26 protein-coding genes and 2 pseudogenes are annotated in these 25,263 nt (G+C 47.1%); 2 read left to right on the top strand and 26 right to left on the bottom strand.

The features are described from left to right. Positions 1 to 9 precede the first annotated feature (9 nt). Positions 10 to 234: a hypothetical protein gene (locus tag CLV36_RS10885; RefSeq protein WP_106342693.1), complete on the bottom strand. Its 225-nt coding sequence runs from the start codon at positions 232 to 234 to the stop codon at positions 10 to 12. A 179-nt stretch (positions 235 to 413) separates the two neighbouring features. Here CLV36_RS10885 and CLV36_RS10890 point away from each other — a divergent pair, with 179 nt between their 5' ends. Beyond that, positions 414 to 1,820 carry a helix-turn-helix domain-containing protein gene (locus tag CLV36_RS10890; protein ID WP_106342694.1) on the top strand — a complete coding sequence of 469 codons (1,407 nt, stop codon included), beginning with the start codon at positions 414 to 416 and terminating at the stop codon, positions 1,818 to 1,820. 425 nt (positions 1,821 to 2,245) lie between these two features. Here the strand turns inward: CLV36_RS10890 and CLV36_RS10900 are convergent, their stop codons facing one another. The 12 genes and pseudogenes from CLV36_RS10900 to CLV36_RS18030 all read right to left on the bottom strand — a co-directional run. Continuing rightward, positions 2,246 to 2,995 (bottom strand): methyltransferase domain-containing protein, encoded by a 750-nt coding sequence (locus CLV36_RS10900; RefSeq protein WP_106342696.1) that lies wholly within the window; start codon positions 2,993 to 2,995, stop codon positions 2,246 to 2,248. After that, positions 2,992 to 3,519 (bottom strand): hypothetical protein, encoded by a 528-nt coding sequence (locus CLV36_RS10905; RefSeq protein WP_146130633.1) that lies wholly within the window; start codon positions 3,517 to 3,519, stop codon positions 2,992 to 2,994. Before CLV36_RS10905 ends, CLV36_RS10900 begins: the two co-directional genes overlap by 4 nt. A 129-nt stretch (positions 3,520 to 3,648) precedes the next feature. Beyond that, on the bottom strand, positions 3,649 to 3,825 hold the full coding sequence (locus tag CLV36_RS17350) for a hypothetical protein (protein ID WP_154987847.1): 177 nt from the start codon (positions 3,823 to 3,825) through the stop codon (positions 3,649 to 3,651). Next, positions 3,818 to 4,567, bottom strand: a complete 750-nt coding sequence (locus CLV36_RS10910) for an NAD(P)-dependent oxidoreductase (protein ID WP_342748016.1) — start codon at positions 4,565 to 4,567, stop codon at positions 3,818 to 3,820. Before CLV36_RS10910 ends, CLV36_RS17350 begins: the two co-directional genes overlap by 8 nt. A 12-nt stretch (positions 4,568 to 4,579) precedes the next feature. Then, positions 4,580 to 4,891: pseudogene (locus tag CLV36_RS17895) on the bottom strand (alanine dehydrogenase); the annotation flags it as partial. A gap of 495 nt (positions 4,892 to 5,386) precedes the next feature. Then, the gene (locus CLV36_RS10915; protein WP_219904908.1) at positions 5,387 to 5,935 is read right to left on the bottom strand and encodes an N-acetylmuramoyl-L-alanine amidase family protein; all 549 of its coding nucleotides are present in this window, start codon (positions 5,933 to 5,935) and stop codon (positions 5,387 to 5,389) included. A 576-nt stretch (positions 5,936 to 6,511) separates the two neighbouring features. Next, positions 6,512 to 8,038 carry a YifB family Mg chelatase-like AAA ATPase gene (locus CLV36_RS10920; protein ID WP_102992784.1) on the bottom strand — a complete coding sequence of 509 codons (1,527 nt, stop codon included), beginning with the start codon at positions 8,036 to 8,038 and terminating at the stop codon, positions 6,512 to 6,514. Between the two features lie 485 nt (positions 8,039 to 8,523). Continuing rightward, entirely contained in the window at positions 8,524 to 9,432 is a 909-nt protein-coding gene (locus CLV36_RS10930) for a sporulation protein (protein WP_106342701.1), read from the bottom strand. 17 nt (positions 9,433 to 9,449) lie between these two features. Then, positions 9,450 to 10,154 carry a thermonuclease family protein gene (locus tag CLV36_RS10935; protein WP_106342702.1) on the bottom strand — a complete coding sequence of 235 codons (705 nt, stop codon included), beginning with the start codon at positions 10,152 to 10,154 and terminating at the stop codon, positions 9,450 to 9,452. 872 nt (positions 10,155 to 11,026) lie between these two features. Further along, complete coding sequence (locus CLV36_RS10940) at positions 11,027 to 11,881, bottom strand: tyrosine-type recombinase/integrase (RefSeq protein WP_102992787.1); 855 nt, start codon at positions 11,879 to 11,881, stop codon at positions 11,027 to 11,029. 153 nt (positions 11,882 to 12,034) lie between these two features. After that, positions 12,035 to 12,313 (bottom strand): transporter associated domain-containing protein, encoded by a 279-nt coding sequence (locus CLV36_RS17675; RefSeq protein ID WP_102992788.1) that lies wholly within the window; start codon positions 12,311 to 12,313, stop codon positions 12,035 to 12,037. A 232-nt stretch (positions 12,314 to 12,545) separates the two neighbouring features. Next, positions 12,546 to 12,894 (bottom strand): annotated as a pseudogene (locus CLV36_RS18030) (CNNM domain-containing protein); the annotation flags it as partial. Between the two features lie 263 nt (positions 12,895 to 13,157). Between CLV36_RS18030 and CLV36_RS10955 the strand changes: the two are divergent. Then, positions 13,158 to 13,367, top strand: coding sequence for a cold-shock protein (locus CLV36_RS10955; RefSeq protein ID WP_106342703.1), 210 nt, complete (start codon positions 13,158 to 13,160; stop codon positions 13,365 to 13,367). 80 nt (positions 13,368 to 13,447) lie between these two features. On the opposite strand, the gene CLV36_RS10960 is transcribed toward CLV36_RS10955, so the two are convergent. The 13 genes from CLV36_RS10960 to smc all read right to left on the bottom strand — a co-directional run bounded on the left by CLV36_RS10960 (position 13,448) and on the right by smc (position 24,992). Continuing rightward, positions 13,448 to 13,813, bottom strand: a complete 366-nt coding sequence (locus tag CLV36_RS10960) for a YraN family protein (protein WP_102992790.1) — start codon at positions 13,811 to 13,813, stop codon at positions 13,448 to 13,450. After that, positions 13,813 to 14,628 (bottom strand): ribonuclease HII, encoded by an 816-nt coding sequence (locus tag CLV36_RS10965; protein ID WP_106342704.1) that lies wholly within the window; start codon positions 14,626 to 14,628, stop codon positions 13,813 to 13,815. Before CLV36_RS10965 ends, CLV36_RS10960 begins: the two co-directional genes overlap by 1 nt. Beyond that, on the bottom strand, positions 14,603 to 15,505 hold the full coding sequence (ylqF, locus tag CLV36_RS10970; protein WP_106342721.1) for a ribosome biogenesis GTPase YlqF: 903 nt from the start codon (positions 15,503 to 15,505) through the stop codon (positions 14,603 to 14,605). The genes CLV36_RS10965 and ylqF overlap by 26 nt, the downstream gene beginning before the upstream one ends. A 91-nt stretch (positions 15,506 to 15,596) precedes the next feature. Further along, a complete protein-coding gene (lepB, locus tag CLV36_RS10975; RefSeq protein WP_022736357.1) occupies positions 15,597 to 16,139 on the bottom strand; it encodes a signal peptidase I in 543 nt (180 codons plus the stop codon). A gap of 91 nt (positions 16,140 to 16,230) precedes the next feature. Beyond that, on the bottom strand, positions 16,231 to 16,578 hold the full coding sequence (gene rplS / locus CLV36_RS10980) for a 50S ribosomal protein L19 (RefSeq protein WP_022736358.1): 348 nt from the start codon (positions 16,576 to 16,578) through the stop codon (positions 16,231 to 16,233). Positions 16,579 to 16,673: 95 nt separating this feature from the next. Further along, the gene (gene trmD, locus CLV36_RS10985) at positions 16,674 to 17,420 is read right to left on the bottom strand and encodes a tRNA (guanosine(37)-N1)-methyltransferase TrmD (RefSeq protein WP_106342722.1); all 747 of its coding nucleotides are present in this window, start codon (positions 17,418 to 17,420) and stop codon (positions 16,674 to 16,676) included. Positions 17,421 to 17,430: 10 nt separating this feature from the next. Then, positions 17,431 to 17,961 carry a ribosome maturation factor RimM gene (gene rimM, locus CLV36_RS10990; RefSeq protein ID WP_102992792.1) on the bottom strand — a complete coding sequence of 177 codons (531 nt, stop codon included), beginning with the start codon at positions 17,959 to 17,961 and terminating at the stop codon, positions 17,431 to 17,433. A 15-nt stretch (positions 17,962 to 17,976) separates the two neighbouring features. Then, the gene (locus CLV36_RS10995) at positions 17,977 to 18,204 is read right to left on the bottom strand and encodes a KH domain-containing protein (protein ID WP_022736361.1); all 228 of its coding nucleotides are present in this window, start codon (positions 18,202 to 18,204) and stop codon (positions 17,977 to 17,979) included. A gap of 44 nt (positions 18,205 to 18,248) precedes the next feature. Further along, positions 18,249 to 18,506 carry a 30S ribosomal protein S16 gene (gene rpsP, locus CLV36_RS11000; protein ID WP_102992793.1) on the bottom strand — a complete coding sequence of 86 codons (258 nt, stop codon included), beginning with the start codon at positions 18,504 to 18,506 and terminating at the stop codon, positions 18,249 to 18,251. 36 nt (positions 18,507 to 18,542) lie between these two features. Continuing rightward, the gene (ffh, locus tag CLV36_RS11005) at positions 18,543 to 19,895 is read right to left on the bottom strand and encodes a signal recognition particle protein (protein WP_102992794.1); all 1,353 of its coding nucleotides are present in this window, start codon (positions 19,893 to 19,895) and stop codon (positions 18,543 to 18,545) included. Between the two features lie 24 nt (positions 19,896 to 19,919). Next, positions 19,920 to 20,252: a YlxM family DNA-binding protein gene (gene ylxM / locus CLV36_RS11010; protein WP_022736364.1), complete on the bottom strand. Its 333-nt coding sequence runs from the start codon at positions 20,250 to 20,252 to the stop codon at positions 19,920 to 19,922. A gap of 152 nt (positions 20,253 to 20,404) precedes the next feature. After that, positions 20,405 to 21,391: a signal recognition particle-docking protein FtsY gene (gene ftsY, locus CLV36_RS11015; protein ID WP_106342705.1), complete on the bottom strand. Its 987-nt coding sequence runs from the start codon at positions 21,389 to 21,391 to the stop codon at positions 20,405 to 20,407. Between the two features lies 1 nt (position 21,392). Further along, positions 21,393 to 24,992 carry a chromosome segregation protein SMC gene (gene smc / locus CLV36_RS11020; RefSeq protein WP_102992797.1) on the bottom strand — a complete coding sequence of 1,200 codons (3,600 nt, stop codon included), beginning with the start codon at positions 24,990 to 24,992 and terminating at the stop codon, positions 21,393 to 21,395. Positions 24,993 to 25,263: the final 271 nt, after the last annotated feature.

Below are 25,263 nucleotides of genomic sequence, written 5' to 3' on the forward strand. Positions count from 1 at the left end.
TCGCTCCATCTAGTCTCTGAAAATATCATAGTTCCATCCGACAATATAATGCTTGTTGGTCTCTTGATCCTTCAATCGAAGAGATCGACGCAACGGCACTTCCCATTTAATCCCATTACCAAGTTGGATTTCAAAGACTTTAACTCCACCAAAAGCACTTACATTTAACTGATCGGCCAAGCTGTGAAAACCTGTTGTCGCATCATGTTGAAATTCTGTGTGTTTTTTATCCAACTTTTAACCTCCCCAACGCCTCGGTGATTTAAGTTTATATTCAGAAAAACAGGCGAACAAGTACCTATAATTTTTGTCATAATCACTAAATCTCACTTAAATTTTAGGTACTCAATTTAATTCAAAAATAACTTCAAAAATAATCAAACCTGTTATATTATGTTCTCGAGGTGGTTCTGGTGAATAATTCAAAAAAAACAGAATTGATAGGAGAAGGGTTAGATGCTCTTCAAAGAAGCGAACTAGGGAAAATGATAAAAAAGAAAAGGAAAATCGAGGGATATAATCAAGAGTATTTGGCTTCTAAGATCAACACCTCAATTACAACAATCAGCAATGCGGAAAATGGTAAAAATGATGTGAGTGTAGAGAAAATCAAAAAACTATGCAACTTTTTAGAAATCGATATCTCTCAATATCCTCAACTCTTAAGGGAAGAAAATAAATCAAGAATTACGCAACAAGAACAGTTTTCCTTTGTTGAGTCTTCTTTGATACTTAATGAGTTAGACTCAGCAAAAGAAAAACTAAAGAAAATTCTTTGTCTAGATCATCTATCCACTTGTTTATCGACCTACTATCAAGGGAAATTCCAATTAAAGAAAAAGAATTACCCAAAGAGCGAAACTCTTTATCTTGAGTGCCTGAAACTAGTTGAAAAAGAGCCCGAAATAAAGAAAACAAACATACACTCGGCATGTTATAGAGATTTGGCTAGAATTGCTTTTAAGTTTAAAAACAATATCATCCAAGCCCTTGATTACACTAAAAAGGGACTCCAAGATTTTTACCAAAATGGAGATCGACAACATATTTTCCACAACTTATTATTTAGCAAAGCCTTTTATCTTGACATGCTACAACAAAAAGAAGAAGCTTTGAAAGCAATAGAAGAGCTTTGGGCAATACGTCAACAAATAGTAAATTTGGAAATTGAATTAAATATGTACGAGTTAAAGGCTATTCTGTACTTTAAATCGGAGCATTTTCAAGAGGCTCTAAAATATGCTAAGAAAGGGCTAGAAAAAGCAATAATTAATGAATCATATGGGAGATTAGTTGAGCTTTTTACTACAACAGGCAATATTTACGCTAGCTTAAATGACTTTCATTTAGCAGAAAATTACTATATACAAGCACTCGAGTTAAAAAACAAAGACGAAGTAATAAAAGATGAATATCTATTTATTACGACGTATACACAACTAGGTAAACTTTATACATCACAAAAAAAGTGGACCGATGCCCACAAAAATCTGGAGAACGCTGTCTTAATCGGAGAAAAAAATTCTCACGATATTTATCGTCTTTTCCATGCCTACTTTGCTTTAGGCGATTTACTTTTTGAACAACAACTTTTTGATAAGGCTATCGAACCATACAAAAAAGCATTTGAGTTGCACAAGAAAAATGGCCTACCTTTACAAGATAACGAATTGCTTGTAAAATTGACGTACTGTTATGAACAAACAAACTCGGAAGAGTTCCATGAATATAAGGAACTCTTGTATAAAATGAGTTTGTCTTCGGTCATAGGGGGTGCTAATATGAGCTTGCACTTTATGCCTGATCCGCCAGAAGAATAAACACTTTACTTATAACCCGAATTGATTTAGCCCAGTATTTGAAATTGCTGGGCTTTTTGTTTTGTTTTTACTCATTTTAAAGCGTTTTTATTATATAACAATTCAAAAGGGACTGCAAACAATTAGATGATAGTAAATTACCTATTTTGTTTGCAGTAACAATTCGATTTAATCCCCATTTAGAAATAGTACAAAGTGCGGCCAAAGGGATCTGCGAGTATTTTGGGGTACAGTATGTACCGGAGGAACCAGCCAAACCGAAGCCAATGTATAGGGTTACGGTGGATGGGAAGGAGATTTTTGATACGGCATATGAGGAAAAGATTGTTGTGGTTGTTCAACAAGCAGTACGAGAAAAGAGGGGTGAGATAGTGATTAAAAAACTAGCCAAGGTTCCCATTAAAATCCCTCCATCAAATTTGATTTCAATGACTTAAAGCAAACACAATCACCGAGTTGTAGTAAGGATCATCGGCAATATCCACTTTCTCCAAATGAAGAATCTCATACGAGTGGCGGTGCGCGACATGATCAATTAGCTTCAGGTGCAAGTAAGAATTGTCATGGCCTTCTTTTCCAATTAAATGAGCACTTCTGGTCCAGTTTGCGCCAATAACCCTACCCCCGGGTTTCAAACAGCTCTTGAGAAGGCCAAAACAATTTATAAACTTTTCAGGTGTTTGAGCCAACCCAAATGTACCGAACTCGGTAATTAAATCATATTTGCCAATGTGCTCAATCGCTGGCCAATTACTCATTGCATCAAAAACCAGATAGTTTTGTACCTTCATCTTCATTTCCAAGACATGCCGATCCGTCTTGGTGAATAACTTAAGTGCTTCTTGATAACAGGGCGGGACTTCATCGTTTTGAACAAAATCATCAAGGACTTTCAAAGCCTCTACGGAGATGTCGTTGCAAGCTATTCCCTTTATTCCATTTAAAGGGATTGACCATAACAGGGTGGACGGGCCGGCACCAAGATCAAGCCACTCTCCCCCATGTCCCCACTCATTCAAGACCGAAAGAATGTTTTCGGTCCCTTGTCCGAAGCGAAATTCACCATAGTAATAGTTCTTGAAGTAATCCTGAAAATAAGCCAATCTTTCAGGGTTTAAAGGCACAGACTGAAAATCCGTTACCTTCACTTTGTTTTTCCATTGTGAAGATCTCATAATGAAACTCCTCTCAATACCAGCTTCCTCTTAAGTAGTAAAACCATTCGCTCCGACTGTGGAGTGTAGGGATCCCGATCGTAATCCCCGTATACTACTTGTACTTCCAATGCAGTTTCCTTGCACAATGACTGAAAATGATCTAAATCGTATTTTCTTAGTAGCATGTCTGATACATAAGTTTCTTTTTCGCCGTTGCCTTCAATTTCGTAGAAAAAAGAGAGAAACAAGGAACTAGGCATTTCATGTTGAATACGAGAACGTGTTAATGATTGTCCATTGGGTAATTGTCTTGTCCACTCCCTGACTAACTTTCCGTTGGGAACAGCCGGGTCATAATAGCTGGGCCCAATTTGGCTTTTTGTTTGAGGTGAATAGGTTGCCAGATCTATCAGGATCGTTCCATTGATTGAGAGATGCTTACGAAACGATAGAAGCGCTTCAATCGCATCACGTTCATTTGTAAGCAATTGAAATGCTTCTTGAGGGACAAGAACCAAGTCAAATTCCCTTTCTAAATTCAAGCCCCTCATATCTGATACAATTGCTTGCATTCTGTCTTAGATATTTGCTTGATCGATTTTCTCTTTTACTTTTTCAACCATTGACTTCTCAATATCCACTTCGGCAACAAAGCAACCGGTCTCTGCTAACTAAGCAACATTGCGCCCCGTGCCACATGGCACCTCCAAAATGGAATGGACATCAGAGCTCACTAAGCTTTGCAGAAAATGTTGATCTACATTAGTGTCGTACTCAACATAATAAAACTGTGCACGCTCCTGATATGTGATTTTTTTTGCATCCAAAATCGTTGGGAGTTTAGACATGCTGCGCTCCCTCCTGATCAACCATTTCCATATGCCTTGCTACTTCATAATGAACAATCTTACCATTTTCAATGATTTTCCCGGCAGCCGAGATCCCATCAAAGAAATTGGTATTAAAAATACTCTCCCCTAAATTAAGAAGATACGGCGCAACTAAAGGACTTACTGCCCTCGTTGTTGTTGCAGGCACTGCTGCAGGCAACAAGTCAATTTTGCAATGAAGCACGCCAAATTGTTCGTATACCGGTTGGTTAAACGATGTAAACTGGGAGAATGTCGGAAGATAACCCGAACCATATCCGCAAGTTACATCTACAATCATCGAGCCAGGCTTCATCATTTTTACCAACTCTTCATCTATCATGGGTGGCGTATCATAGGTGGAAATTTGAATTGCACCAATCACCAAATCCGCATCATTTAATTCTCTGGCCAAAACTTTTTGTGAATTTACCAAACACCTTACAGAGGGAGGAACTGTGGCCTGAAACCGACGTAATTTTTCTTGGTTTGTTCCCAAAACAACGACTTCCGCACCTAATGCAACAGCAAGCCGAACGGCCGCACCGCCCGCCGTGCCATAGCCGATAACAACGACCTTTGGCGGCTTCACACCAACGACATCGGTCAATAAAACCCCTGAACCTCCTAAATGGCTCTGCAAATGATAAGCTCCATTAAGTACAGCCATCTTGCCCTCTATCTCACTGTCGGCAAAAGACATTGGAAAAAAGCCATCCATCGTCCGGAAAAACTCAAAAGCATAAGCTGTCACTCCACAATCACAAAGCACTTTTGTCAACTCAGGATTTCCTTCCGCGTGAAAAAAAGCTCCTACATTCATATCTGGATGCAAATAATCATACTCGTGAGGACCAGGCGACTTAAATTTGACGACAAAGGGACTCGCTGACCAAGCTTCTGAAGTTGAAACAATCTCCGCGCCGACTTCTTGGTATTCCTTATCTGAAAAGCCCGACCCGTTTCCTGCACCTGTCTCAACGTACACTTGATAACCAGATTGGCAAAACAGTTTCACTTGATCGGGCATTAGAATTACCCTTTTTTCATCACCCTTTGTTTACTTTAGTACAGAAATGCTCTTTTTGGTTTTTTGAGCCTCCATATTTAACCCTCCATTCATACTTCTATCGACACGTTATAAACTGAATTTTTTAACTTTCATTCTTAGCCGATAGAAAAAAATCGCCGTCCCAACAATCCAAGAAAATGCTATTCCGTATTATGAAGAAGCACTTAAACTGTCCAACCAGCATAATTATAAGCATCGGGAATTTTATGCGTTGTTTAAACTGGTCGAATGTCATGATAAACTGAAAAACAATGAGGATTTCACCGAGTTCAACAAAGAGTTATTCTACTTGCAAAGAGAAATCAATTTTAAGGGTGATGACGATGATGTGTATGAATGTTAATCTTTTGACCAAAACAAAAAGAGGCGGAGACGACGACGATACATCACACTAATTTAAAGACCTCCATGGATATAGGTAATTTTAATAATTAAGATACCAGGTAGAACTAACCTGGTATCTTTTTATTATTGTCTCTTTTTGATTACAATTTCTTCCGCTCGGCCAATGGCCAGCTTTACAACCCCGACAATTTTCTCCACATAAGCCGTATCAAAAATCTCCTTCCCATCCACCGTCACCTTATACATCGGCTTCGGTTTATCAGGGGAGTCCGGCACATACTTCACCCCAAAATACTCGCAAACCCCTTTGGCCGTCGTCACAGCAAACGCCTTTTGCACTTTGGGATCAACCATATGAGCTGCCTCTTCCAAGCCGGGATCGTCCATAAAACCATATTCGACCAGAACGGCCGGCATCTTGGTTTCCCGCAACACGAAAAAGTTGGCGGTCTTCACCCCCCGGTTCCGTCTATAAATTCCTGACTTCAATACCTGATTATGAATCAACTCGGCGGCTCGTTTTCCGCGGCGACTTCCTGAAAAGTAATAGGTTTCCGCGCCTTCTCCACCACCAGCATTGTAGTGGCAAGATATAAAAAGGTGCGCGTTATCACGATTTGCCAAGCTTGTCCTAGCTGACAACGGAACATCCTGATCGCCAGGAGCCGCCAAGATCGTTTTGAACCACGCATCTTTTCAGCTCCAGATCAAGGTACTTTACCACTTCGCGATTAAATCCGCACCAGCCAGCCTCACAATTAGGTATTGGCAGGGTTCTGATCATTTGGCAACCGTTATCGCTCCGTATGCTTAGCCCTTTGTCTTTTTCTCCTACAGGAAAACGGTAGTTCAATGATTGGTTTACAGCCATAAGTATATTGCTTAACAAACAGCGAACCTTCGTTGGTTTCCATTTTCCACTTGAAGTTGCGCCAACCCCGCTCGATCTGCTGTTCTGAGAAAGTTCCAATACCAAAGGTAGTTTCAATATATTCAAAGATGGATTTTTTGACCTAAGCGACTTCCATCCGATTTGCACTCCCTCCGCTTCAAAAACCGGCAACCCGACCAGACACTTTTCCATGCCCTGTTCAGACCATCATCGCAAGCATGGCAAATGACGGTCACCTCTCGCATGAGCTAACCGTCACCTGTCATCGAGTCTGCTTTATGGACACGACCATCAAAAGCAGGAACCTGTTTCGGGCCATGTACCAACCAAGTGAGCACGCCCACCGACCCTTCCCCTCACTCCCAAAACTTCCGATCCAGCGCCCGGTAACGGATCGCCTCGGCGATGTGGGCAGCGCTGATCTGCTCCGCTCCGGCGAGGTCGGCGATGGTGCGCGCCACTTTCAAAATGCGATCATGGGCACGGGCGCTTAAGCCCAGGGTGTCAAAGGCTTGCTTCATCAATTGGCGTGATTCTTTGTCTAAGGCGCAATGTTCGCGGATTTCGGCCGTGCTCATGGTGCTGTTGGTGCTGTGTTCTTTCCCTTGGAAACGGCGGGCTTGTCGCTCGCGAGCGCGGTTGACCCGGTCGCGGATGGCAGTCGAGGATTCCCCTGTTTCTGCGCCGCTCAATGTCTTGAAATCCACTTTGGGGACTTCGATGTGAATGTCAATGCGGTCCAGCAACGGGCCGGAGATTTTAGAACGGTAGCGGCTCACTTGATGCGGAGTACATGTACAGGAGCGGTCTTCTTCGTACCCGAAGTAACCGCACGGGCAAGGGTTCATGCTCGCTACCAGCATCAGCTCAGCAGGAAATGTCAGGACAGCGCGGGCCCGGCCAAGGGTAACTTCGCGGTCTTCCAAGGGCTGGCGAAGCACTTCCAGCACGGTTTTAGAGAACTCTGGCAGTTCATCGAGGAATAGCACGCCGCGATGAGCCAAACTCACTTCCCCCGGCTTTGGCACAGTTCCCCCGCCCACCAAGCCAGCAGTGGAGATGGTGTGATGAGGTGAACGAAAAGGGCGTTCGGTGATCAGCCGTCCCCGCTCTTTGATTAATCCTGCAATGCTACAGATCTTGGTCACTTCCAACGACTCTTGCAAACTCATCTTGGGCAAAATGGTGGGAATCCTTCTGGCCAACATTGTTTTGCCCGAGCCAGGCGGACCGATTAACAACAAGTTGTGTTGGCCCGCGGCCGCCACTTCCATGGCCCGTTTCACATGGCTCTGCCCTTGTACATCGGCGAAGTCGACCGAAAAGACGGATTCCTCGCACATTTGCTCAGTTGGGCCACCAGTGGGTCGCCACTCCCCTCGGAAATAAGCAACTGCTTGTGCCAATGAAACAACCGGAACCAGCCGCAAGCCGTCCACCAACGCTCCTTCCGCCGCATTGGCCGCTGGAAGAACCACTTCCTCTATTCCCGCTTCCCGGGCCGCCATCACCATGGCCAACACACCACTTAAAGGGCGCAAGCTTCCGTCCAAAGCCAGTTCGCCGATAAAGAGGGTGCGCTGAAGCGAATCAGCAGTCAACTGGCCGCTAGCGATCAACACCCCCAAGGCGATGGCCAAATCAAAACCGGACCCTTCTTTTTTCACATCAGCCGGTGCCAAGTTCGTGGTGATTCGCTGCAACGGAAAGTGGGCTTCACTGTTTTTGATGGCCGCGCGGACGCGGTCTTTGGCTTCTCGCACCGCCGAATCGGGCAAGCCGACAATATCAAACGACGGCAAGCCGTTACTGATATCCACTTCTACTTCAACCAATCGTCCGTCAATGCCTAAGACGCTAGCGCTGTAAAGTTTGGTGTACACTCGTATTCCCCCGGAAATAAATGTCATTTCCCGTATTTTTCTAGATTAATCGACAAATTTCCTGTCTGTGACTCTATCAAGCAAGTATCCCCACAATAAATAGGATGATCATTAGCCAAACAAAACTAAAGTAAAAAAAGTTATGAGATCGCAGATACTGAGCAATCATTTTTGAATGGCTCCAGTTATACAATCCAACACCCATTGACTCAAATAAAAAGTATTGCCGATAAAGGTAAATAGAACAGGATAAGGTAGCAAAACTGGGTAGGGTGTATTTATATGTAGGCTTACTTTTTCTAAAGATCATGATGAGTCCTACAATAAAAAAGTAAGGATAAAACACCATAACCTTCCAAATTTAATCCTCCTGTCTCAATTCGCCCTATATCTGGTAATTATGCCTAAAAAGCACCCGTTCAAAATCGAACGATCATCAAAAAAGCGATGAATAACCCATTAAAGGCTATTCATCGCATGTTAAATCAATCATCGTCTTCAAAAAAATCTTCCAATCCTCCATCGTCATCATCATTGTCGTCATTATCTAACATTTCGTTAACTACCATTGCTCCTATGACTCCAGCAGCAAATCCCCCAACGGCCCCAGCCATACCCGAAGAATGGTATCCATGACCATGATGGGAGTGCCCGTAATGAGACTCATGGTGATAACCGGTATGCGCATAATCAACCATTTCCTCTAGAATTCCTTTTAATTCACTGACCAACTCCGCTTCAGAATCCAATAGGTGATTGGGGATGAATACCTCTCGTTTCAGCTCTTTTTCATGCCCAAAAGAATACAGATCCAATTCTAGCAACAACCGAACACCATCGTGTTGCATCGCCACAACAAATTCCAATTCTTCAGCTTTGCCTTGTAAGAAGTCAGTGGGGAAAAGTGCAAATTCCTGCACATGACCATTAAACTTGCGGGAATCATTTTTCTCCCTGAATCCCAACTGGCTTAATGCATCCAATACTTGCTGTAAAGAGTGGGGACAAAGGATTTCTATGTAATCCCGGTCCTTTTGATCGACACCGCCCGCAATGTCCAATTTCGTGTTGAAAAAGTAGGTCACATAATTGCCTGAAATCAAGAGATCATAAGGCAATTGATATTGAAAGGGGAATTCTTTGTATTCCCCTGGATGAATGATAAAAGATTCATAAAATGGAATCGATGTAACCGCATGAACATATTCCGTTTCATCATGGCGGATGACAACCATCAGTCGCACATCGATCTTGTTTATTTTTTGTTCGACCGTTCCGCCTTGGATCACCAATTTCCCTTCAGCCACATCCCCAAGTTGAAATTGATTCCTGTTCAGTACCAAATCCACCTTTGCAGCCCCTTTGCCAAATCGGGCCATCAAATCTTTAAACAATTGGTTCACCTTCCTAATTATTTATAGGAACTCCAACACTCTTTCACTCCACTGCGGTGCCGGTTTGTTTTCATGGCTTCTTGCTCCGAATAAAAGTACATGAGGTTTTCCGGTTTAATGTCTTTCACAACATGACAGCCGATAGGATGGTATACATCGCTATTCTTGCTCGCAACAAAAATATTCCTCTCATTTTTTAGCGCTTCGACATGGAAACCATCGTTTTTTGTGTAACTATCCCATTGCCAAATTCCAACTTTTTTGCGTTTCGCCTCTTGTTCCGCTTTTCTTAGCTCTTCCAGATATTTGGCGTCGGGTTGTTCCACATAAGCAATGCGAGCAAATCCTTCCTTCACCAGCTCTTCCTGCAATAACTTCCCATCCACATGCAGATAGGCAAGAAATCGGCCATATTTATCCCTCTTCGTCTCTTCTTTTTCCAGCTCAATTTTTTTCGCTTCATTGATCAATTTCTGAGTAAAGGCTTTTGCTTCATCTCCAAGCGGTTGCTTTCCGACATCCGGGTGATTGATTTCTGGTGTATCCACCAACAATAACTGGACTGTTTCCTCTTTTTTCTTCATTTTGACTTTAATCGTGTCTCCATCCACCACTGACACCGATTGTTTTGGTACCTCAGTTCTTTCCCCATTACCACAACCCGCGACAATCAACAGCCCCATCAACAGGAACCATACACCTAGTTTTCTCAAACTGGCCACTACTTCTCTCTCCTTTTCATGATATCAAGGCACATTCGTTTCCAATTGAATCTTTTCAAAATTAAACTTATCACGTTGAAATTCAAAAATCAAATTCGGTAAAGAAAATTAGGTTCCAAAATCCGAGCCTAAGTTACTTTTGCTATTCATATTTCTTAAAATCGACTTTTTTTCTTTACCGAACATCGCTTGTTTTTTTTAACCGAATTCAATAGAATGGGATATATAAAACTAAAATCAGGGGAAATCACATATTGACAGAGGAAGAAAACTTAACCCACATCATACTTAATGACCTCTGCCACCAAGCTTTACTTTGATCGGCACAGGCATAGACGCCATTGTTGTACGTCACCGACTTGAACCAGAGAAGGTGTACAAAACTTTTTCCAATGACCCCCACCACTTGCTGGAAAAAGAGTATAGTGCCTATAAAAAGTAGACACCCTTCCCCTATTTCGCCACTTGTTTTGGTAGAGACTCCAATTTTCTCATCCTTTCACACGATTCGGGATACACCTTATACGAATGTTTAGAGCTTGGAATTATTCTGCAAGGAATACACATTAAGTTAATTGATCTTGCAAGCTTTTTGGACCCCGGGCAGGACTAACGGTGGAATGATCTTGTTAAAGGATATAAGGTTTTTATCCATTTCTCCCAGAGGAAAAAAAACAAGGTTATATCATTGATAGAGTGAAGCAACTTTACTTTAACAGTGGATCAATTTCAAATGTCTTTAAATATGTTCAAAAACTCCTTCAGTATCTAAAGATCAAGTAGGATAAACACTATATAAATGGCATAACAAAAATCCCCCATAAAAGAGCCAAAGCAATGGCTGTTTTATGGGGGATTCAAAGAGTGTTTGTCTACCCGTTTAAATATCTCTTTGTTGTTTCAATGCTGGCATAACCCGCTAACTTGGATACCTCTTTTAAATCCATGTTGGCTTCAATCAGCCTGCGGCAAAATGTATGCCGCAAAGTTTGTGCTGAATATTGATCCAACCCGATATCTTGAAAAAACTTTTTAATTAAATAATGAATGCCTTGTCTCGTCATTCTTTCATTGAGTTGGGAAAGGACAACCGGCCCGTCTTGCTTCTTTTTTACATAGGGAATCCATTCGATCAGTGACTGAGTGAGCAACTCGTTCATCGGTACCGTTCGCGTCATTTTGTGCTCATTTTTAATCATGATTAATCCATCTTTCCAAAAAACTTGATCCCAATCCAACAGGACAGTTTCTGAAACCGTAAAGCCAGCCTTCATCATTAAATACACAATACAAAGATTACGATGCCGTTTCCAATCGTTTTTTTCAGATTTTACTCGTTCAAGCAATTTTTTTTCTTCTTCCATTGTTAACCACGAATGTGAAGGGTGATTGGACTGTATTTTGGGTGCGCTGATCTCTGACAAAGGATTATGGCCAACAATGTTATTCTCGGTCAAAAAATTCCAATAAGACTTTAATGAGGCCATTCGTTTGTGAACAGTGGAAGGGGACAGTTTCTCCAAATGCAGCATTTCATTCTGCCATTCGATGATATGTGTGGACATCACTTGGTCCGGCCGGAAATCGATTTTATATTTATGGCTGAACCAAGTGTAGAATATGAAGACAGCCGTTAAATATTCGTCAATCGTCCGCTGTTTTCTGCCCGCCTCTGCCAACCATTTAGTAAATTCATCAATGAAGTCTGCAAATACACTAAAATCCATGAATATCACCCCCTCGATTGTATTCTTTATTATACGAATTGAACAAATGAAGGACAACTCATTGATTGTTTTGCATTAGCAAGTTTTCGAAACTAATCGGTATTGATTGCACAAAATTAAATAAGGAGCCTTTGTCGGCTCCTGTCACATGAGTCATGATTCGTTGGCTTCGGTTATTGGCACCAGAATGCTATTCTTTTTAACTAAAATGCGCGAAATTCGTAATTCATCCATCTCTTGCACGGTATACACCCACTCACCAAAGGAAACTTGGTCACTAATTTGCGGTACTTCTTCCAATTGGTAAAAAGCCATCCAACCTGAATCAATGGATGTTCCTTCATCGGTTTCTTGAAAGGCTGGCATCTCATCATCAAACTCATCCTGTATTTCCCCGAAAATTTCTTCAACAATATCTTTCGTTGTTACCAAACCTGAGGTACCACCAATTCATCCACCACAACCGCCATTTCTAGTTTCCCTTTTGGGATATCCTTCACTTCCATTGATTTGGATAATTCCCTTGATATCATCCTTTATCTCGCCCACATATCGGAAAGCAAGTATGTTTTTTTTTGATAATCTCAAAATTTTCCTCAAATGATTGGCCTTCATACAAACAGACCATCTTTACACGTGGTACCATCACTTCTCTCGCCACTCATTCGGTAAAGTCAAACACATTATCAAATAGCGCCAATTCAACTTGATTTATTATACCGCTTTTATGGCTCTGAGCAATGAGCATACGGATTTCTTCCTCTGCATGAGCTTGGTGCGAATCGTTGTTGCTGTCCATAAAGTCGTTGCCTCTGCTTTGCGAATGGCAAGTGATTTGGGAGCATTTCCCCCAACACAATATGCAAAAAGGTAATAATGGAGAAAGCTATAGTAAATGCAACTGTATCGATCGCCCATGATGGCAATTTCAAACAGGCGAGTGCCGGCTCAATCATTTTGGCTATAGCGTTCTCTCCAACCCACCCAAGTCCAAGCGACGCCAAAGTAATACCCTACTGCGTTACGAGCAAATTTTCCTTTACGCCCCTCAATCTGGGCCATCCTGGTCGATCTAACTTTTTACTATCGCAAATTCAGCGGCAAATGAGGGGTTGCTCTTTTTTAGACGAGCTGTTATGATATACAAATACGAGATTAATCTGGATTAAATTCACATGTTATCAGGGGATACTTTTAACGTGTATCTCGTGCTAACATGTGAATTTTTTTTGGATAGAAATCGAGTAAATCTTTTTTTAAAATGTGGGGGTTCACAATGAGCAAAACGACTGGCACAGTTAAATGGTTCAACGCGGAAAAAGGGTATGGCTTCATCGAGGTTCCAGGGAGTGACGATGTATTCGTGCATTTCTCTGCCATTCAAGGTGAAGGGTTCAAAAGCCTTGACGAAGGTCAACGGGTAAGCTTTGACATCGTTGAAAACGACCGACGTGGTGTACAAGCGGCCAATGTTGAAAAATTATAAGTGATGAGCTTCATAACAAAAGCTGTTGGCATCTGCCAACAGCTTTTTTAATCTTTTATACCTAAAAGAAAGGCTAGACCTCAAAAAGCACCCTCAATATGGTCGATGCGCACCGGTGTCAAATCGCGGGACAATAAGACCGACATCACATCAATCCGTTGCGGGCAGCCCAGCCGGTGATGCATTTGCGCATATTGTGTTGCCAATCTTCGGACTTTTTGTTGCTTACGATAGTCGACTGACTCCATGCCTGCGCCGAAGTGATTGCCGGTCGTCGTCCGCACTTCTACGATGACCAGCAACTCACCTTGGCTGGCGACAATATCGATTTCACCCAGCTTGCTTCGCCAATTGCGATCCAAAATGCGATAGCCTTTCTTCATCAACAGACGGGCAGCTGCTTCTTCGCCTATACGCCCAACCGTTTGGCGCCGATCCCTGTTCATTAACGGATACTCCCTTCGGCAAACAGCGTCCCTTGGACCCCACTGTTTTCAATCACTTCCCTCACCGGAGCAAAACTGCGTCGATGCAAGGGCGTGGGACCAAATCGGCGCAAGGCCTCAAGGTGCTCGGGGGTACCGTAACCCATATGTTGATCAAACCCGTATGCGGGATACATCTGCGATGCCTGCTTCATCCATTCATCCCGGGTGGTTTTGGCAATGATGGAAGCGGCGGCGATAGAATGGCTCAAGCTGTCGCCTTTGATAATTCCTTGCTGCGGTATGTCCACGCCTGGGATCTTCACTGCATCCGCCAAGATCGCTTGGGGTGAGGGTGTCAATTGGGACAAGGCAATCCGCATCGCATGATATGTGGCTTGCAAGATGTTGTACTTGTCGATGTGCGCCGCGTCCACAATCCCCACCCCTACTGCCAACGCTTCCTGTTCAATGCGCTGTTTCAAGACTGTGCGCATCTCTTCCGACAGTTGCTTGGAGTCGTTTAACCCCGTCGCGTCAAAGGTGGGCGGCAAAATGACCGCGGCGGCAACAACTGGACCGGCCAACGGGCCGCGCCCTGCTTCATCGACCCCTGCCACAAGAGTTAGCCCATTCGACCAACACTCCCGCTCATACTGCCACATCTTGGCCACGCGTTCCCGCTCTTTCTGCTTGCGCGCCTGTTCCCTTTGATAGCTCTCCGCCAATTTGCGGACACCGACCCTGTCATCCGTCAACAGCTCTTGCAACTCTTCAGGCGACAAAGTATCCACTGCCTGCAACCAAGCTTTAATCTCGGGAATGGTCCGTTTCATCCGCATTCCCCTCTTCCTTTAACCAATCCTCCGGTTTTTCCAGTGTGATGCGCCCGATTCTGCCCGCACGAAAATCGGTCAGAATGATCTCCGCTGCTTTTTCATAATCGACTTCCCCACCACGGATGAGGCAACCGCGCTTTTTACCGATCTCCTCCATCAGCTCCACCCGGTCGAGTGACGCCACGTCATTCAACTTATACCGCTCCATCAAGGCGGTGGGATAACGCTCGGCGAGAAACGTCAACGCATAGAAGGCCACTTCATCGATAGGCAGGATTTCCCCTTTGATCGCGCCACTGACAGCCAACCGCATCCCCACGGTGGGATCATCAAATTTGGGCCACAAAATGCCCGGGGTGTCCAAGATTTCCATCGTTTGGCCCACCCGAATCCACTGCTGCGCTTTGGTGACGCCAGGTCGATCGCCGGTGACGGTAGCGTTTCGTTTGGCTAAGCGGTTGATGATAGTCGATTTACCTACATTGGGAATTCCTACTACCATCACGCGAAACTTCCGCGATTTGATGCCTTTTTTCTCACGGGCGGCGAACAAGGGGGCCAACACCCGTTCACACTGCGGCACAATTTGATTAACTCCCTTGCCTGATTGGGCGTCGATCGGCAAAACGTGAATGCCTTGCTCACTAAAATATGCTTTCCACTCTGTGGTGACCTGCTCGTCCGCCAAATCGCTTTTGGTCAACAAGATCAACCGCGGCTTGTCCTTCACGATGTCATTCATCATCGGATTGCGACTAGACAGCGGCAACCGAGCGTCAAGCAGCTCAATGACGATATCGACCAGATGTAGTTTTTCCGTCACTTGGCGCCGGGCTTTGGCCATATGCCCGGGGAACCATTGAATCGTGTTCATCATTGTGCGAATCCTTTCCTGACCCTTATTTTCTCACTGTTCATGATATGTAAAAGAGCTTGATCAACTCAAGCCCTTTGGTTGTCAGCTATTATAGTAATTTCCACATCTGGAACGGCCAATAAACCATTTCCACACGGCCGACGATTTCGGACATGCCAATGGGTCCGATGACACGGCTGTCTGTACTATCCAGCCGATTATCTCCCAACACAAACACTTTGCCCGACGGCACTCGCACGAGGTCAAAATCGCGTGTGCGCATATCGGTCGCAAGATAGGGCTCTTCCATAATCTTGCCGTTGATCAGGATTTTATTGTTTTTGGCCTCCACTGTTTCTCCCGGCAACGCGATAACCCGTTTCACATATTCCTTGCGTTGCGGCGCGTGAAACACGATCACTTCGCCCCGTTCCGGTTCTTCAAAACGGTAGACCAACTTGTTCACCAATATCAAATTCCCTGTTTCCAATGTCGTTTTCATAGAAGGTCCAACGACATTAAAAGGTTCAAACACAAAGATACGGATCACGATCGCCAACGAGACAGCCAGCAAAACCGCAACCATCCATTCTCTCGCCCTGATTCTTTTTTGTCTCCGCAGTCGCTCCGAGCGAGACATCGGCAGTGTCATGATCTTGTTCCCCCATTTGCCTGCCTTACTTGGAAAAGGAAATAAATGCGAGAAAAGGGCTTGAATATCCAAGCCCTTTTCTATGAAACGCTTAGCGGTGCAGTTCTTTAATGCGAGCCGCTTTACCGCGCAAGTTGCGCAGGTAGTACAGTTTCGCACGACGTACTTTACCGCGGCGGGTCACTTCGATTTTCTCAATGCGTGGGGAGTGCAATGGGAAAGTACGCTCAACACCCACACCGTAAGAGATTTTGCGAACAGTGAACGTTTCGGAAACGCCACCACCACGACGTTGGATTACAACGCCTTCGAAGATCTGGATACGCTCGCGTTGACCCTCTTTTACTTTCACGTGCACGCGCAGGGTGTCACCCGCACGGAATTGAGGGATATCTTGACGAAGTTGTCCTTCGGTGATTTCACGAATGATTGGACGCATGTCAGCCAACCTCCTTTCCATAACCAAAATCCAAACATTGGCTCCGTTTGCCTATGAACGGAGAATATTGTATCATACGACCTGATTGAAAACAATTACTCGCCTTGGCACGCATCCTTGGCCAACTCCTGTAGGAACCGGCGGTCTTCATCGGTGAGCGGAGCGGTCTCAAGCAGGTCGGGCCGCCGCTCCCATGTGCGCCGGAGCGACTCTTGACGCCGCCATTGTTCGATCCGCGCGTGATGTCCCGAAAGCAGGACATCCGGCACTTTGAATCCACGGTACTCCGCCGGCCGCGTATATTGCGGATACTCAAGGAGCCCGGTGGAAAAGGAATCCGTCACCGCGGAAGATTCATTGCCCAGCACACCCGGCACCAGCCGGCTTACGCTATCCATGATGACCATGGCGGGCAATTCGCCTCCTGTGAGGACATAGTCTCCGATGGAGATCTCCTCTGTGACCAAGTGTTGGCGAATCCGTTCATCATATCCTTCATAATGGCCGCAAAGGAAGATGAGATGGGAATGTTGGGCGAGCTCTTCAGCCTTCTTCTGCGTGAATGGCACGCCTTGCGGAGACATCAGCAGGATGGGCGGACGTTCATCGGTACCGGACAACAGCTCATCGACTGCCGAGAAGATCGGTTCGGGTTTGAGCACCATGCCACCGCCGCCACCATAGGGCATGTCATCCACCATACGGTGTTTGTCCGTGGCGTAATCGCGAAAATTGATGAGGTGTGTTTCAACTAGCCCTTTTTCATGAGCTTTTTTGATAATACTGGAATGCAAAAATCCCGAAAACATCTCCGGAAAAAGGGTTAACACATCAAATCGTATCTGTGGCACGTCAGTCCAGCCCCTCCATCCACTCGATCGTGATCCGCCGCTCCTTGATGTCCACGTCTTTCACCACATCCGCAATATATGGGAGCAACATTTCTTTCCCTTTGCCGTCGGGCTTCACCACCCACACATCATTGGCCGGCAAAGGCAAGATCTCCCGCACTTTGCCCAACTCGTTCCCATCCGTCGTCACAACGGTGCAGCCGATGATTTGGTGGAAGTAGAACTCCCCCTCCTCTTCGTTTACAGGCGCGAGATCCTCTTTCAATACCACCAACTTGCCGCCCTTGTAAGGCTCAGCTTGATTGATGTTATCCCACTCCTTAAACTTGACCAGCCACACCGATTTATGGGGACGGCCCTTTTCCACCGTCAATGGGAGCGGTTCCTTCAGGCTGGGATGAACGAGGAGAAGCGAACTGCCTTGGGCAAAACGCACATCGGGGAAATCCGTGTCCGAGTAAACGCGCACTTCACCGCGAACGCCATGCGTACCGACCAGACGACCGACATTAAGGTATTCAGCTGTGTTCATGCCGCATCTTCTCCTTCACTTGATTTCCACCCACACACGCCGCTTCTCCTTCCCATGCGCAACATTGACCACCGTGCGAATCGCTTTGGCGATCCGCCCTTGTCGGCCAATCACCTTGCCCAGATCCTCTTTGGCGACGGACAATTCGTAGACGACCCGCTCTTCGGTCTTCCGTTCCGTCACCGTCACTTGATCAGGATGATCCACCAAGGAGACCGCAATCCATTCAATCAGTTCTTTCATATATGATGACCCTCCGGTCTTCCGCACCAGAAACGGTTCTGAAATTACTCTTTGTCGCTTTTCAGGATACCTTCACGGCGGAACAGATTGCGGACGGTATCAGATGGTTGGGCACCTTCAGCCAGCCACTTTTGGGCTTTCTCTGCATCGATCTTCACCGTAGCCGGTTGAGTCAATGGATTGTAGTACCCGATCTCATCGATGGAACGACCGTCACGCGGCGCGCGGGAGTCAGCAACCACCACACGGTAGAAAGGCGCTTTTTTGGCACCCATGCGTCTCAAACGGATTTTCACTGCCATTGTCAATTCACCTCCTAAACAGGGTATAATGGGCCGTCATGGCATAAACGGAAACCGGAAACCGCCCCGTTTTTTCTTCTTCATGCCTTTGGCCATATTGGAGAACTGCTTCATCATCTTCTTCATGTCTTCAAATTGCTTCAACAGCCGGTTTACATCTTGGACCGTCGTCCCGCTTCCCGCCGCAATACGTTTGCGACGGCTGGCGTTGATGATTTCTGGATGCTCTTTCTCCTTCGGCGTCATCGACCTGATGATCGCCTCTACACGCGACAGCTGTTTTTCATCCACTTGGATGTTCTTCAATCCCTTTATCTGGCCAGCGCCAGGGAGCATGGACAGCATGTCTTCCAGTGGACCCATCTTGCGCACTTGTTGCAACTGGTCCAAGAAATCATCAAACGTGAAGCTGAGCGTTCGCATCTTGCGCTCCAGATCCTTGGCTTTCTCCTTATCGACGGCGGATTGCGCCTTTTCGATCAGGCTGAGCACATCGCCCATACCCAGGATGCGAGAAGCCATCCGGTCGGGATGGAAGGGCTCCAAGGCATCCGTCTTCTCACCCATCCCGACAAACTTGATCGGGCAATTGGTCACCGACTTGACCGACAAGGCTGCCCCACCGCGCGTATCTCCATCCAACTTGGTGAGCACGACGCCGGTCAGCCCTAATTGTTTGTTAAAGTGATCAGCCACGTTCACCGCATCTTGCCCCGTCATCGCATCGACGACGAGCAAAATCTCATCGGGACGAATCTGTTCACGAATCTGCTTCAGTTCGTCCATCATCTGTTCATCGATATGCAGGCGGCCTGCGGTGTCGATGATCACATAATCAAAGCCCTCCGCCGAAGCTTTGGCCACTCCCTGCTCCGCGATGTCCACAGGGTTGGCCTGATCTCCGAGCGAAAAAACGGGTGTATTTAAATCCGCACCCAACACTTCCAATTGCTTGATCGCCGCAGGGCGGTACACGTCCGCGGCCACAAGCAGGGTGCGTCGATTTTGCTTTTGCAAATAACGAACCAATTTGCCAGAAGTCGTCGTTTTACCGGCACCTTGCAAACCGACCATCATGATTTTGGTTGGCGGCTTATTGGCTTGGGCCAATTTGCTTTGCTCCCCACCCATCAGTTCTTGCAGCTCTTCATTGACCACTTTGATCACTTGCTGCCCGGGGGTCAAGCTCTGCAATACCTCTTGTCCGACCGCGCGCTCTTTGACTCGGTCGATAAAGGTTTTGACCACTTTGAAGTTGACGTCCGCCTCCAACAAGGCCAAACGTACTTCTCGCATGGCCTCTTTCACATCGGCTTCGGTCACTTTCCCTTTACCGCGCAACTTCTTCATGACGGACTGCAATCGTTCTGACAAGCCTTCAAACGCCATGGTTCCCCCTCCTTCAATCGCTGATTAATCGAGGTCAACCATCTGTTTGACGAGCGATTCGACCTTCAGACGCGCTTCCGGCTCTTCTTCCAATCGGGCCAGTATCTCTTGGGCGAGCTTTTGCCGCTCCAAGTGTTTCTGCACCAAGCCCAGCTTCTCTTCAAGTTCAGTCAGCGTCGCCTGGGCCCGCTTGATCGCCTCAAACACCGCTTGTCGTGATACGCCTTGGTGTTCCGCGATTTCACCGAGCGACCAGTCTTCATGGTAATACATTTCCAACAAGGTGCGCTGTTTATCTCTTAAGAGTGAACCGTAAAAATCATACAACAGGTTCATCTCTGTGGTTTGCTCCAGCATCGGAGTCACCTCATTTACACCGTCAAGGCGTCAACCTTTACAGGAGTATACTATAGCGGAGTCCGCCGCCTCTTGTCAAGGTTTTTTCCTTGATGAAGATGGAAGTCGCAATATTCACTGAGCCGATGAAGGTACGTCGCCCGTCGTTCAGATTAATCCGTCTCGTTCTTGTCGATCATCTCTTTGAACAGCGCATGCAAAAACTGCTCCTTGTCGAAGTCTTGCAAGTCATCCGCTTTTTCGCCCAAGCCGACCAGCTTCACTGGGATCTTCAATTCGTTGCTGATGGCGATGACAATGCCGCCTTTGGCCGTGCCGTCCAGTTTGGTCAGGACAATGCCAGACACGTCGACCGCTTCACCGAACTGCTTGGCTTGGAGCAACGCATTTTGTCCAGTTGTGGCGTCCAGCACCAGCAACACTTCATGGGGGCCATCAGGCACTTCGCGCCGGATCACGCGGAACACCTTCTTCAACTCTTCCATCAAATTCACTTTGTTTTGCAGTCGGCCGGCTGTGTCGCACAAGAGAATATCGGCACGGCGGGACTTGGCCGCCTGGATGCCATCATAGATGACCGCAGCCGGGTCCGCTCCCGCCTGGTGCTTAATCACGTCTACGCCGACGCGTTGCCCCCATGTCTCCAACTGGTCAATCGCCCCGGCGCGAAAGGTATCACCTGCGGCCAGCACTACTTTTTTGCCTTCGCTTTTAAAGCGATGCGCCAACTTGCCGATGGTGGTCGTTTTCCCCACACCATTCACACCGACAAAAAGGATAACGGTCAATTCATTTTCTTTGAGCCGCAATCCTTCCTCACCCGCACCGTCCATCATGTCGCCGATGATCTCGGACAAAATGGGTTGCAGATGTTGCGGTTCTTTGATCTTTTGCTGTTTCACCTCGGCGCGCAAACGTTCTACCAATTCCATTGTCGTCTCAACGCCGACATCCGCCGTGATGAGGATCTCCTCCAGTTCTTCATACAGCTCTTCATCAATTTTAGAACGACCGGTGAACAATTCGTTGATCGCACCGACCAGATTGTTGCTGGTCTTGCTGAGTCCAGTCATAAATTTTTGCGTGACCGCTTCGGTCTTTTGCGAGACGCTTTCGCGCAAGCGTTTGAAAAAACTCATGCTACTCCTCCTGTTTCTTGCTAGCGGCAACTTCGCTAAGTCCATCATACTCTTCCAGCTTCACAGATACCAGCTTCGACACACCTGATTCTTGCATGGTAATTCCATACAACACGTCACATGCCTCCATGGTGTGCTTACGGTGGGTAATGATGATAAACTGCGTCTTGTTGGCGAACTCCCGCATGTAACGTGTATAACGGGTTAAGTTGGCCTCATCGAGGGCCGCATCCACTTCATCCAACACACAAAACGGCACCGGCTTGATGCGCAACACCGAATAAAGCAGGGCAAGAGCGGCCAATGCGCGTTCTCCACCTGACAGCAGATTGAGGTTTTGCAACTTTTTGCCTGGAGGCTGAGCCACAATTTCAATCCCTGTCTCCAAGAGATTATCTGGATCGCTCAGCTTCAAGTCGGCGCGGCCGCCGCCAAACATTTGTACAAACACCTGCTGGAATTCCGCTCGGATCATATCAAACGCCTCACCGAAGCGCCGTCCCATCTCTTCGACCAATTGGCTGATAATCTCATACAGCTTTTGTTTGGCTTCGAGCAAGTCGGCCTCCTGTTCCTCCAAAAAGCTGAGCCGCTCTTTCAGACGAGCATATTCCTCGATCGCACCCAGATTCACTTCGCCTAACGCTCCGATCTGCCCCTTCAATGAGCGAACCCGTCGTTCAGCCTCCGCCGGCTGTTCGGGGACAGGGTGGGTTTGTTTGGCGCGCTCGTAACTCATTTCGTATTCTTCAGCCAGTTTCTGCAACAAGTGATTAAGCTCCACGTCTAGACGATTGGCTCGCACTTCTTGTTCATGCAACTTATTGCCCAGCTTGCGCAATTTTTGCTGGGTGGAACGCAATTCCTTCTCCTGTACCTCGCGGTCTGAGATCATCTGTTCCCGCAAACTTCTTGTTTCGCCCAGCTGTTGTTGCACTTCTTCCTTGCGAGCGCGCAGCTCGGCGATGCGTTCCTCCAGTGATTGCATTTCTTGCGTGTTGAACTCGCGCGCCTCATCTAGGCTCCGCAATTCCGCTTGTGCGGCCTGTTTCTGTTTGTCCAGCCGTGCCCACTCTTGCTGGAGGCGGCCCAAGTTTTCCTCTAGGTTGGTCACTTCTTGATGTAAGCGGGCGCGACGCACCTTAAATTCGGTCATTTGCGCGCCAACCTCTTCTTTCACATTGGCTTGCTGCTTGACCCGCTCTTGCGATTCGCTGATGAGCACGCCCAGAAGCTCCTTCTCCCGCTCCAATTCGACGATGCTCTGCTCTGTCCGCGCCAATTGCTCTTGGAGCTCGTCTTTTCTTTTGAGGGACTTTTCATGCTCTTGGTTGAGTGTGCGCAATTGTTCGTCCAATGCGCGCTCTTCCACTTGCAACTCGCGCTCTTTGCCGCGCAGTTCTTGTTCTTTCAAGCGCCGCTCTTCCCCGCGCACCCGCACTTCTTCCCACTCCTGCTCAAGTGCTTGCTTGCGCAGGTGCAAAGCTTCGAACTCCTGCTCCACTTGGCGCCAAGCCGCTTCCGCCCGTTTGAGTTCCTTCTCGCATTCTTCCAGTTGGCGTGACCGGCCCAAGAGATTGCTTTTGGTCTGATGGCGGCTACCCCCGGTCATCGATCCACCCGGATTGACCACGTCGCCGTCTAGGGTAACCACCCGGTAACGGTAACTCAAACTGCGGGCCATTCGGTTGGCTTGTTCCATGTTCTCAGTAACCACGACCAGTCCGAGCAAATTCTCAATCAACCGGCGATAGCGGGGCTCCGTTTTGACCAAATTGGCCGCAATCCCCACAAATCCAGGCTGCGACTCGCATTTGGCTATTTCTTGTTGCGGCAACATCCGGCTTTTCAACACATCGAGTGGCAAAAAGGTGGCCCGGCCAAGCCGTTTTTCCTTCAGGTATTGAATGCCTTGGCGACCGGTCTTCTCATCTTCGACCACCACATGTTGTAGCGCGCCACCGAGTGCGGTCTCAATCGCCGCTTCCATCTCTCGCGGCACTTGAATCAACTGCGCCACCGCGCCATGGACTCCAGCTAACGACGAAATGCCCCGGTCGCGAGCCTTAAGCACCTCTTTCACTCCATGCATGAACCCTTGGTGCTCGGCTTCCGTCTCTTTGATCCATTCATACTGGGAACGGAGGCGGTTGAGCTGTTGCTCCACTTTGCGGCTACGGTCAGCGAGGGCTTTCTCCTCCTGCTCGATTTGACTGCGTTGCTCTGCCAAGACGCGAACCTGTTCGGCCGCCTCCCGCAACTCGCCCTCCACCTGCTTCAATTGGTCGGCAATCTCATCGGATCGTCCCGCTTGGGCCTCTTTGGCTTGCAGGAGAGCCTGTTTTTGCTCCGCAAAATCCTTGATGCGCTCCACCAGCTCGGCCAGCTGTTCAGTCATGTATTGTTTTTCGCTGGAGAGCGCCGCCAACCGGTTGCCATGTTGTTGTACTTTTTTGGACAACTCATCCAGTTGGTCGGCGTCATCGGCTGATGACAGAGAGAGTTGTAGCTCCAACTTCTCAAGTTGCTGTTCCAGCTCGGCCAGTTCGGCGCGCTTTTGTGCAAGAAGATCGCTGGTCCGCTCTTCTTCTGCCTTTAGTCGCGCGCACTCTGCTTCCAGCTCGCGGATGCGTTCAGACAATTGCTGCTGGGTTTCCGTTCGGTTCTTCACCCGCTCCAGCCGCACTTCCCGTTGTCCCTCGGCCTTTTCTAACTCTTCACTCACCGACAGCAACGCCGTCTGAACCTGCTCCCAGTTTTGTTCTTGCTCAAGCAGTTTCGCTTTCAGCTCTTCCAACTGCGCTTCACGTCCACTGACAGCAGCGGCCAGGCTGACCTGCTCTTGGGACAGGCTTTTCACCGCTTGGGAAGCCTCTTGCCATTCTTCATGTAGCGTTTCAATTTTATGTACATACAAGCCGATTTCCACTTCCTGCAATTCCGCCTTCAATTCTTTGAAGCGGTTCGCTCGCTCGGCCTGTTCCGCAAGCGGTTCCACTTGCCCTTTGATTTCATGGATGAGATCGTGGATACGGGAAAGGTTTTGCTCTGTTCCTTCCAGCTTTTTCTCTGCTTCTTTTTTACGGGCTTTGTATTTGACAATCCCCGCCGCCTCTTCGAAGATGGCCCGCCGATCTTCCGATTTGGAACTGAGGATTTCGTCAATTTTGCCTTGTCCGATCATGGAATACGCATCTTTGCCTATACCTGTGTCCATGAACAGCTCATGAATGTCTTTGAGGCGGCAGGATTGCTTGTTGAGGAAATACTCGCTTTCTCCGGATCGGTATACGCGCCGCGTCACTGTGACTTCCTCATAATCGACGGGCAGGCGCCGCTCCGAATTATCAAAGGTCATGGAGACTTCGCAATAACCGACCGGTTTGCGCGTGTCGCTTCCTGCGAAAATGACGTCTTCCATCTTATTTCCGCGCAACGATTTGGCACTTTGTTCCCCCAACACCCAACGAATGCCGTCGGTGACATTGCTCTTGCCACTGCCATTGGGTCCAACAACGGCGGTCACGCCCGGAACAAACTCCAGCTCCGTGCGGTCGGCGAACGATTTGAAACCGCTCATCTCTAACCGTTTAAGATACATGAGCCCCCTCCTCTCTTCATCATTCACTAGGGTGTGTCTGGCAAATCAAGTTGGTGGGAAAGAAGCGGCGGAAAAACCTTTTCTCTAGGAGCGGCGATGCACAAGTGAAGCGAATGAGAAAATGGTTTTGGAGCCGCTGGTCTATGCATCAGACACGCCCTAGTCCATCCGAAAGAACGGCCACCTAAAAGCGAGTCTGCAAGTGGCACGTTTCAATCAAATGAACTGATCTATTTTAGCATAAAAAAACATTCCCTGGTGAGGATTCAGG

Source organism: Laceyella sediminis, assembly GCF_003003125.1.
In the GTDB taxonomy this organism is placed as follows: Bacteria; Bacillota; Bacilli; order Thermoactinomycetales; family Thermoactinomycetaceae; genus Laceyella; species Laceyella tengchongensis.

Bases quoted from the DNA above. Each gene is read 5' to 3' on its own strand.
- CLV36_RS10900 (WP_106342696.1), bottom strand. From the start codon at position 2,995: ATGAGATCTTCACAATGGAAAAACAAAGTGAAGGTAACGGATTTTCAG.
- CLV36_RS17350 (WP_154987847.1), bottom strand. From the start codon at position 3,825: ATGTCTAAACTCCCAACGATTTTGGATGCAAAAAAAATCACATATCAG.
- CLV36_RS10910 (WP_342748016.1), bottom strand. From the start codon at position 4,567: ATGGATGGCTTTTTTCCAATGTCTTTTGCCGACAGTGAGATAGAGGGC.
- CLV36_RS10940 (WP_102992787.1), bottom strand. From the start codon at position 11,881: ATGGATTTTAGTGTATTTGCAGACTTCATTGATGAATTTACTAAATGG.
- CLV36_RS10955 (WP_106342703.1), top strand. From the start codon at position 13,158: ATGAGCAAAACGACTGGCACAGTTAAATGGTTCAACGCGGAAAAAGGG.
- CLV36_RS10960 (WP_102992790.1), bottom strand. From the start codon at position 13,813: ATGAACAGGGATCGGCGCCAAACGGTTGGGCGTATAGGCGAAGAAGCA.
- CLV36_RS10965 (WP_106342704.1), bottom strand. From the start codon at position 14,628: ATGAAACGGACCATTCCCGAGATTAAAGCTTGGTTGCAGGCAGTGGAT.
- ylqF (WP_106342721.1), bottom strand. From the start codon at position 15,505: ATGAACACGATTCAATGGTTCCCCGGGCATATGGCCAAAGCCCGGCGC.
- lepB (WP_022736357.1), bottom strand. From the start codon at position 16,139: ATGACACTGCCGATGTCTCGCTCGGAGCGACTGCGGAGACAAAAAAGA.
- rplS (WP_022736358.1), bottom strand. From the start codon at position 16,578: ATGCGTCCAATCATTCGTGAAATCACCGAAGGACAACTTCGTCAAGAT.
- rimM (WP_102992792.1), bottom strand. From the start codon at position 17,961: ATGAACACAGCTGAATACCTTAATGTCGGTCGTCTGGTCGGTACGCAT.
- CLV36_RS10995 (WP_022736361.1), bottom strand. From the start codon at position 18,204: ATGAAAGAACTGATTGAATGGATTGCGGTCTCCTTGGTGGATCATCCT.
- rpsP (WP_102992793.1), bottom strand. From the start codon at position 18,506: ATGGCAGTGAAAATCCGTTTGAGACGCATGGGTGCCAAAAAAGCGCCT.
- ffh (WP_102992794.1), bottom strand. From the start codon at position 19,895: ATGGCGTTTGAAGGCTTGTCAGAACGATTGCAGTCCGTCATGAAGAAG.
- ylxM (WP_022736364.1), bottom strand. From the start codon at position 20,252: ATGCTGGAGCAAACCACAGAGATGAACCTGTTGTATGATTTTTACGGT.
- ftsY (WP_106342705.1), bottom strand. From the start codon at position 21,391: ATGAGTTTTTTCAAACGCTTGCGCGAAAGCGTCTCGCAAAAGACCGAA.
- smc (WP_102992797.1), bottom strand. From the start codon at position 24,992: ATGTATCTTAAACGGTTAGAGATGAGCGGTTTCAAATCGTTCGCCGAC.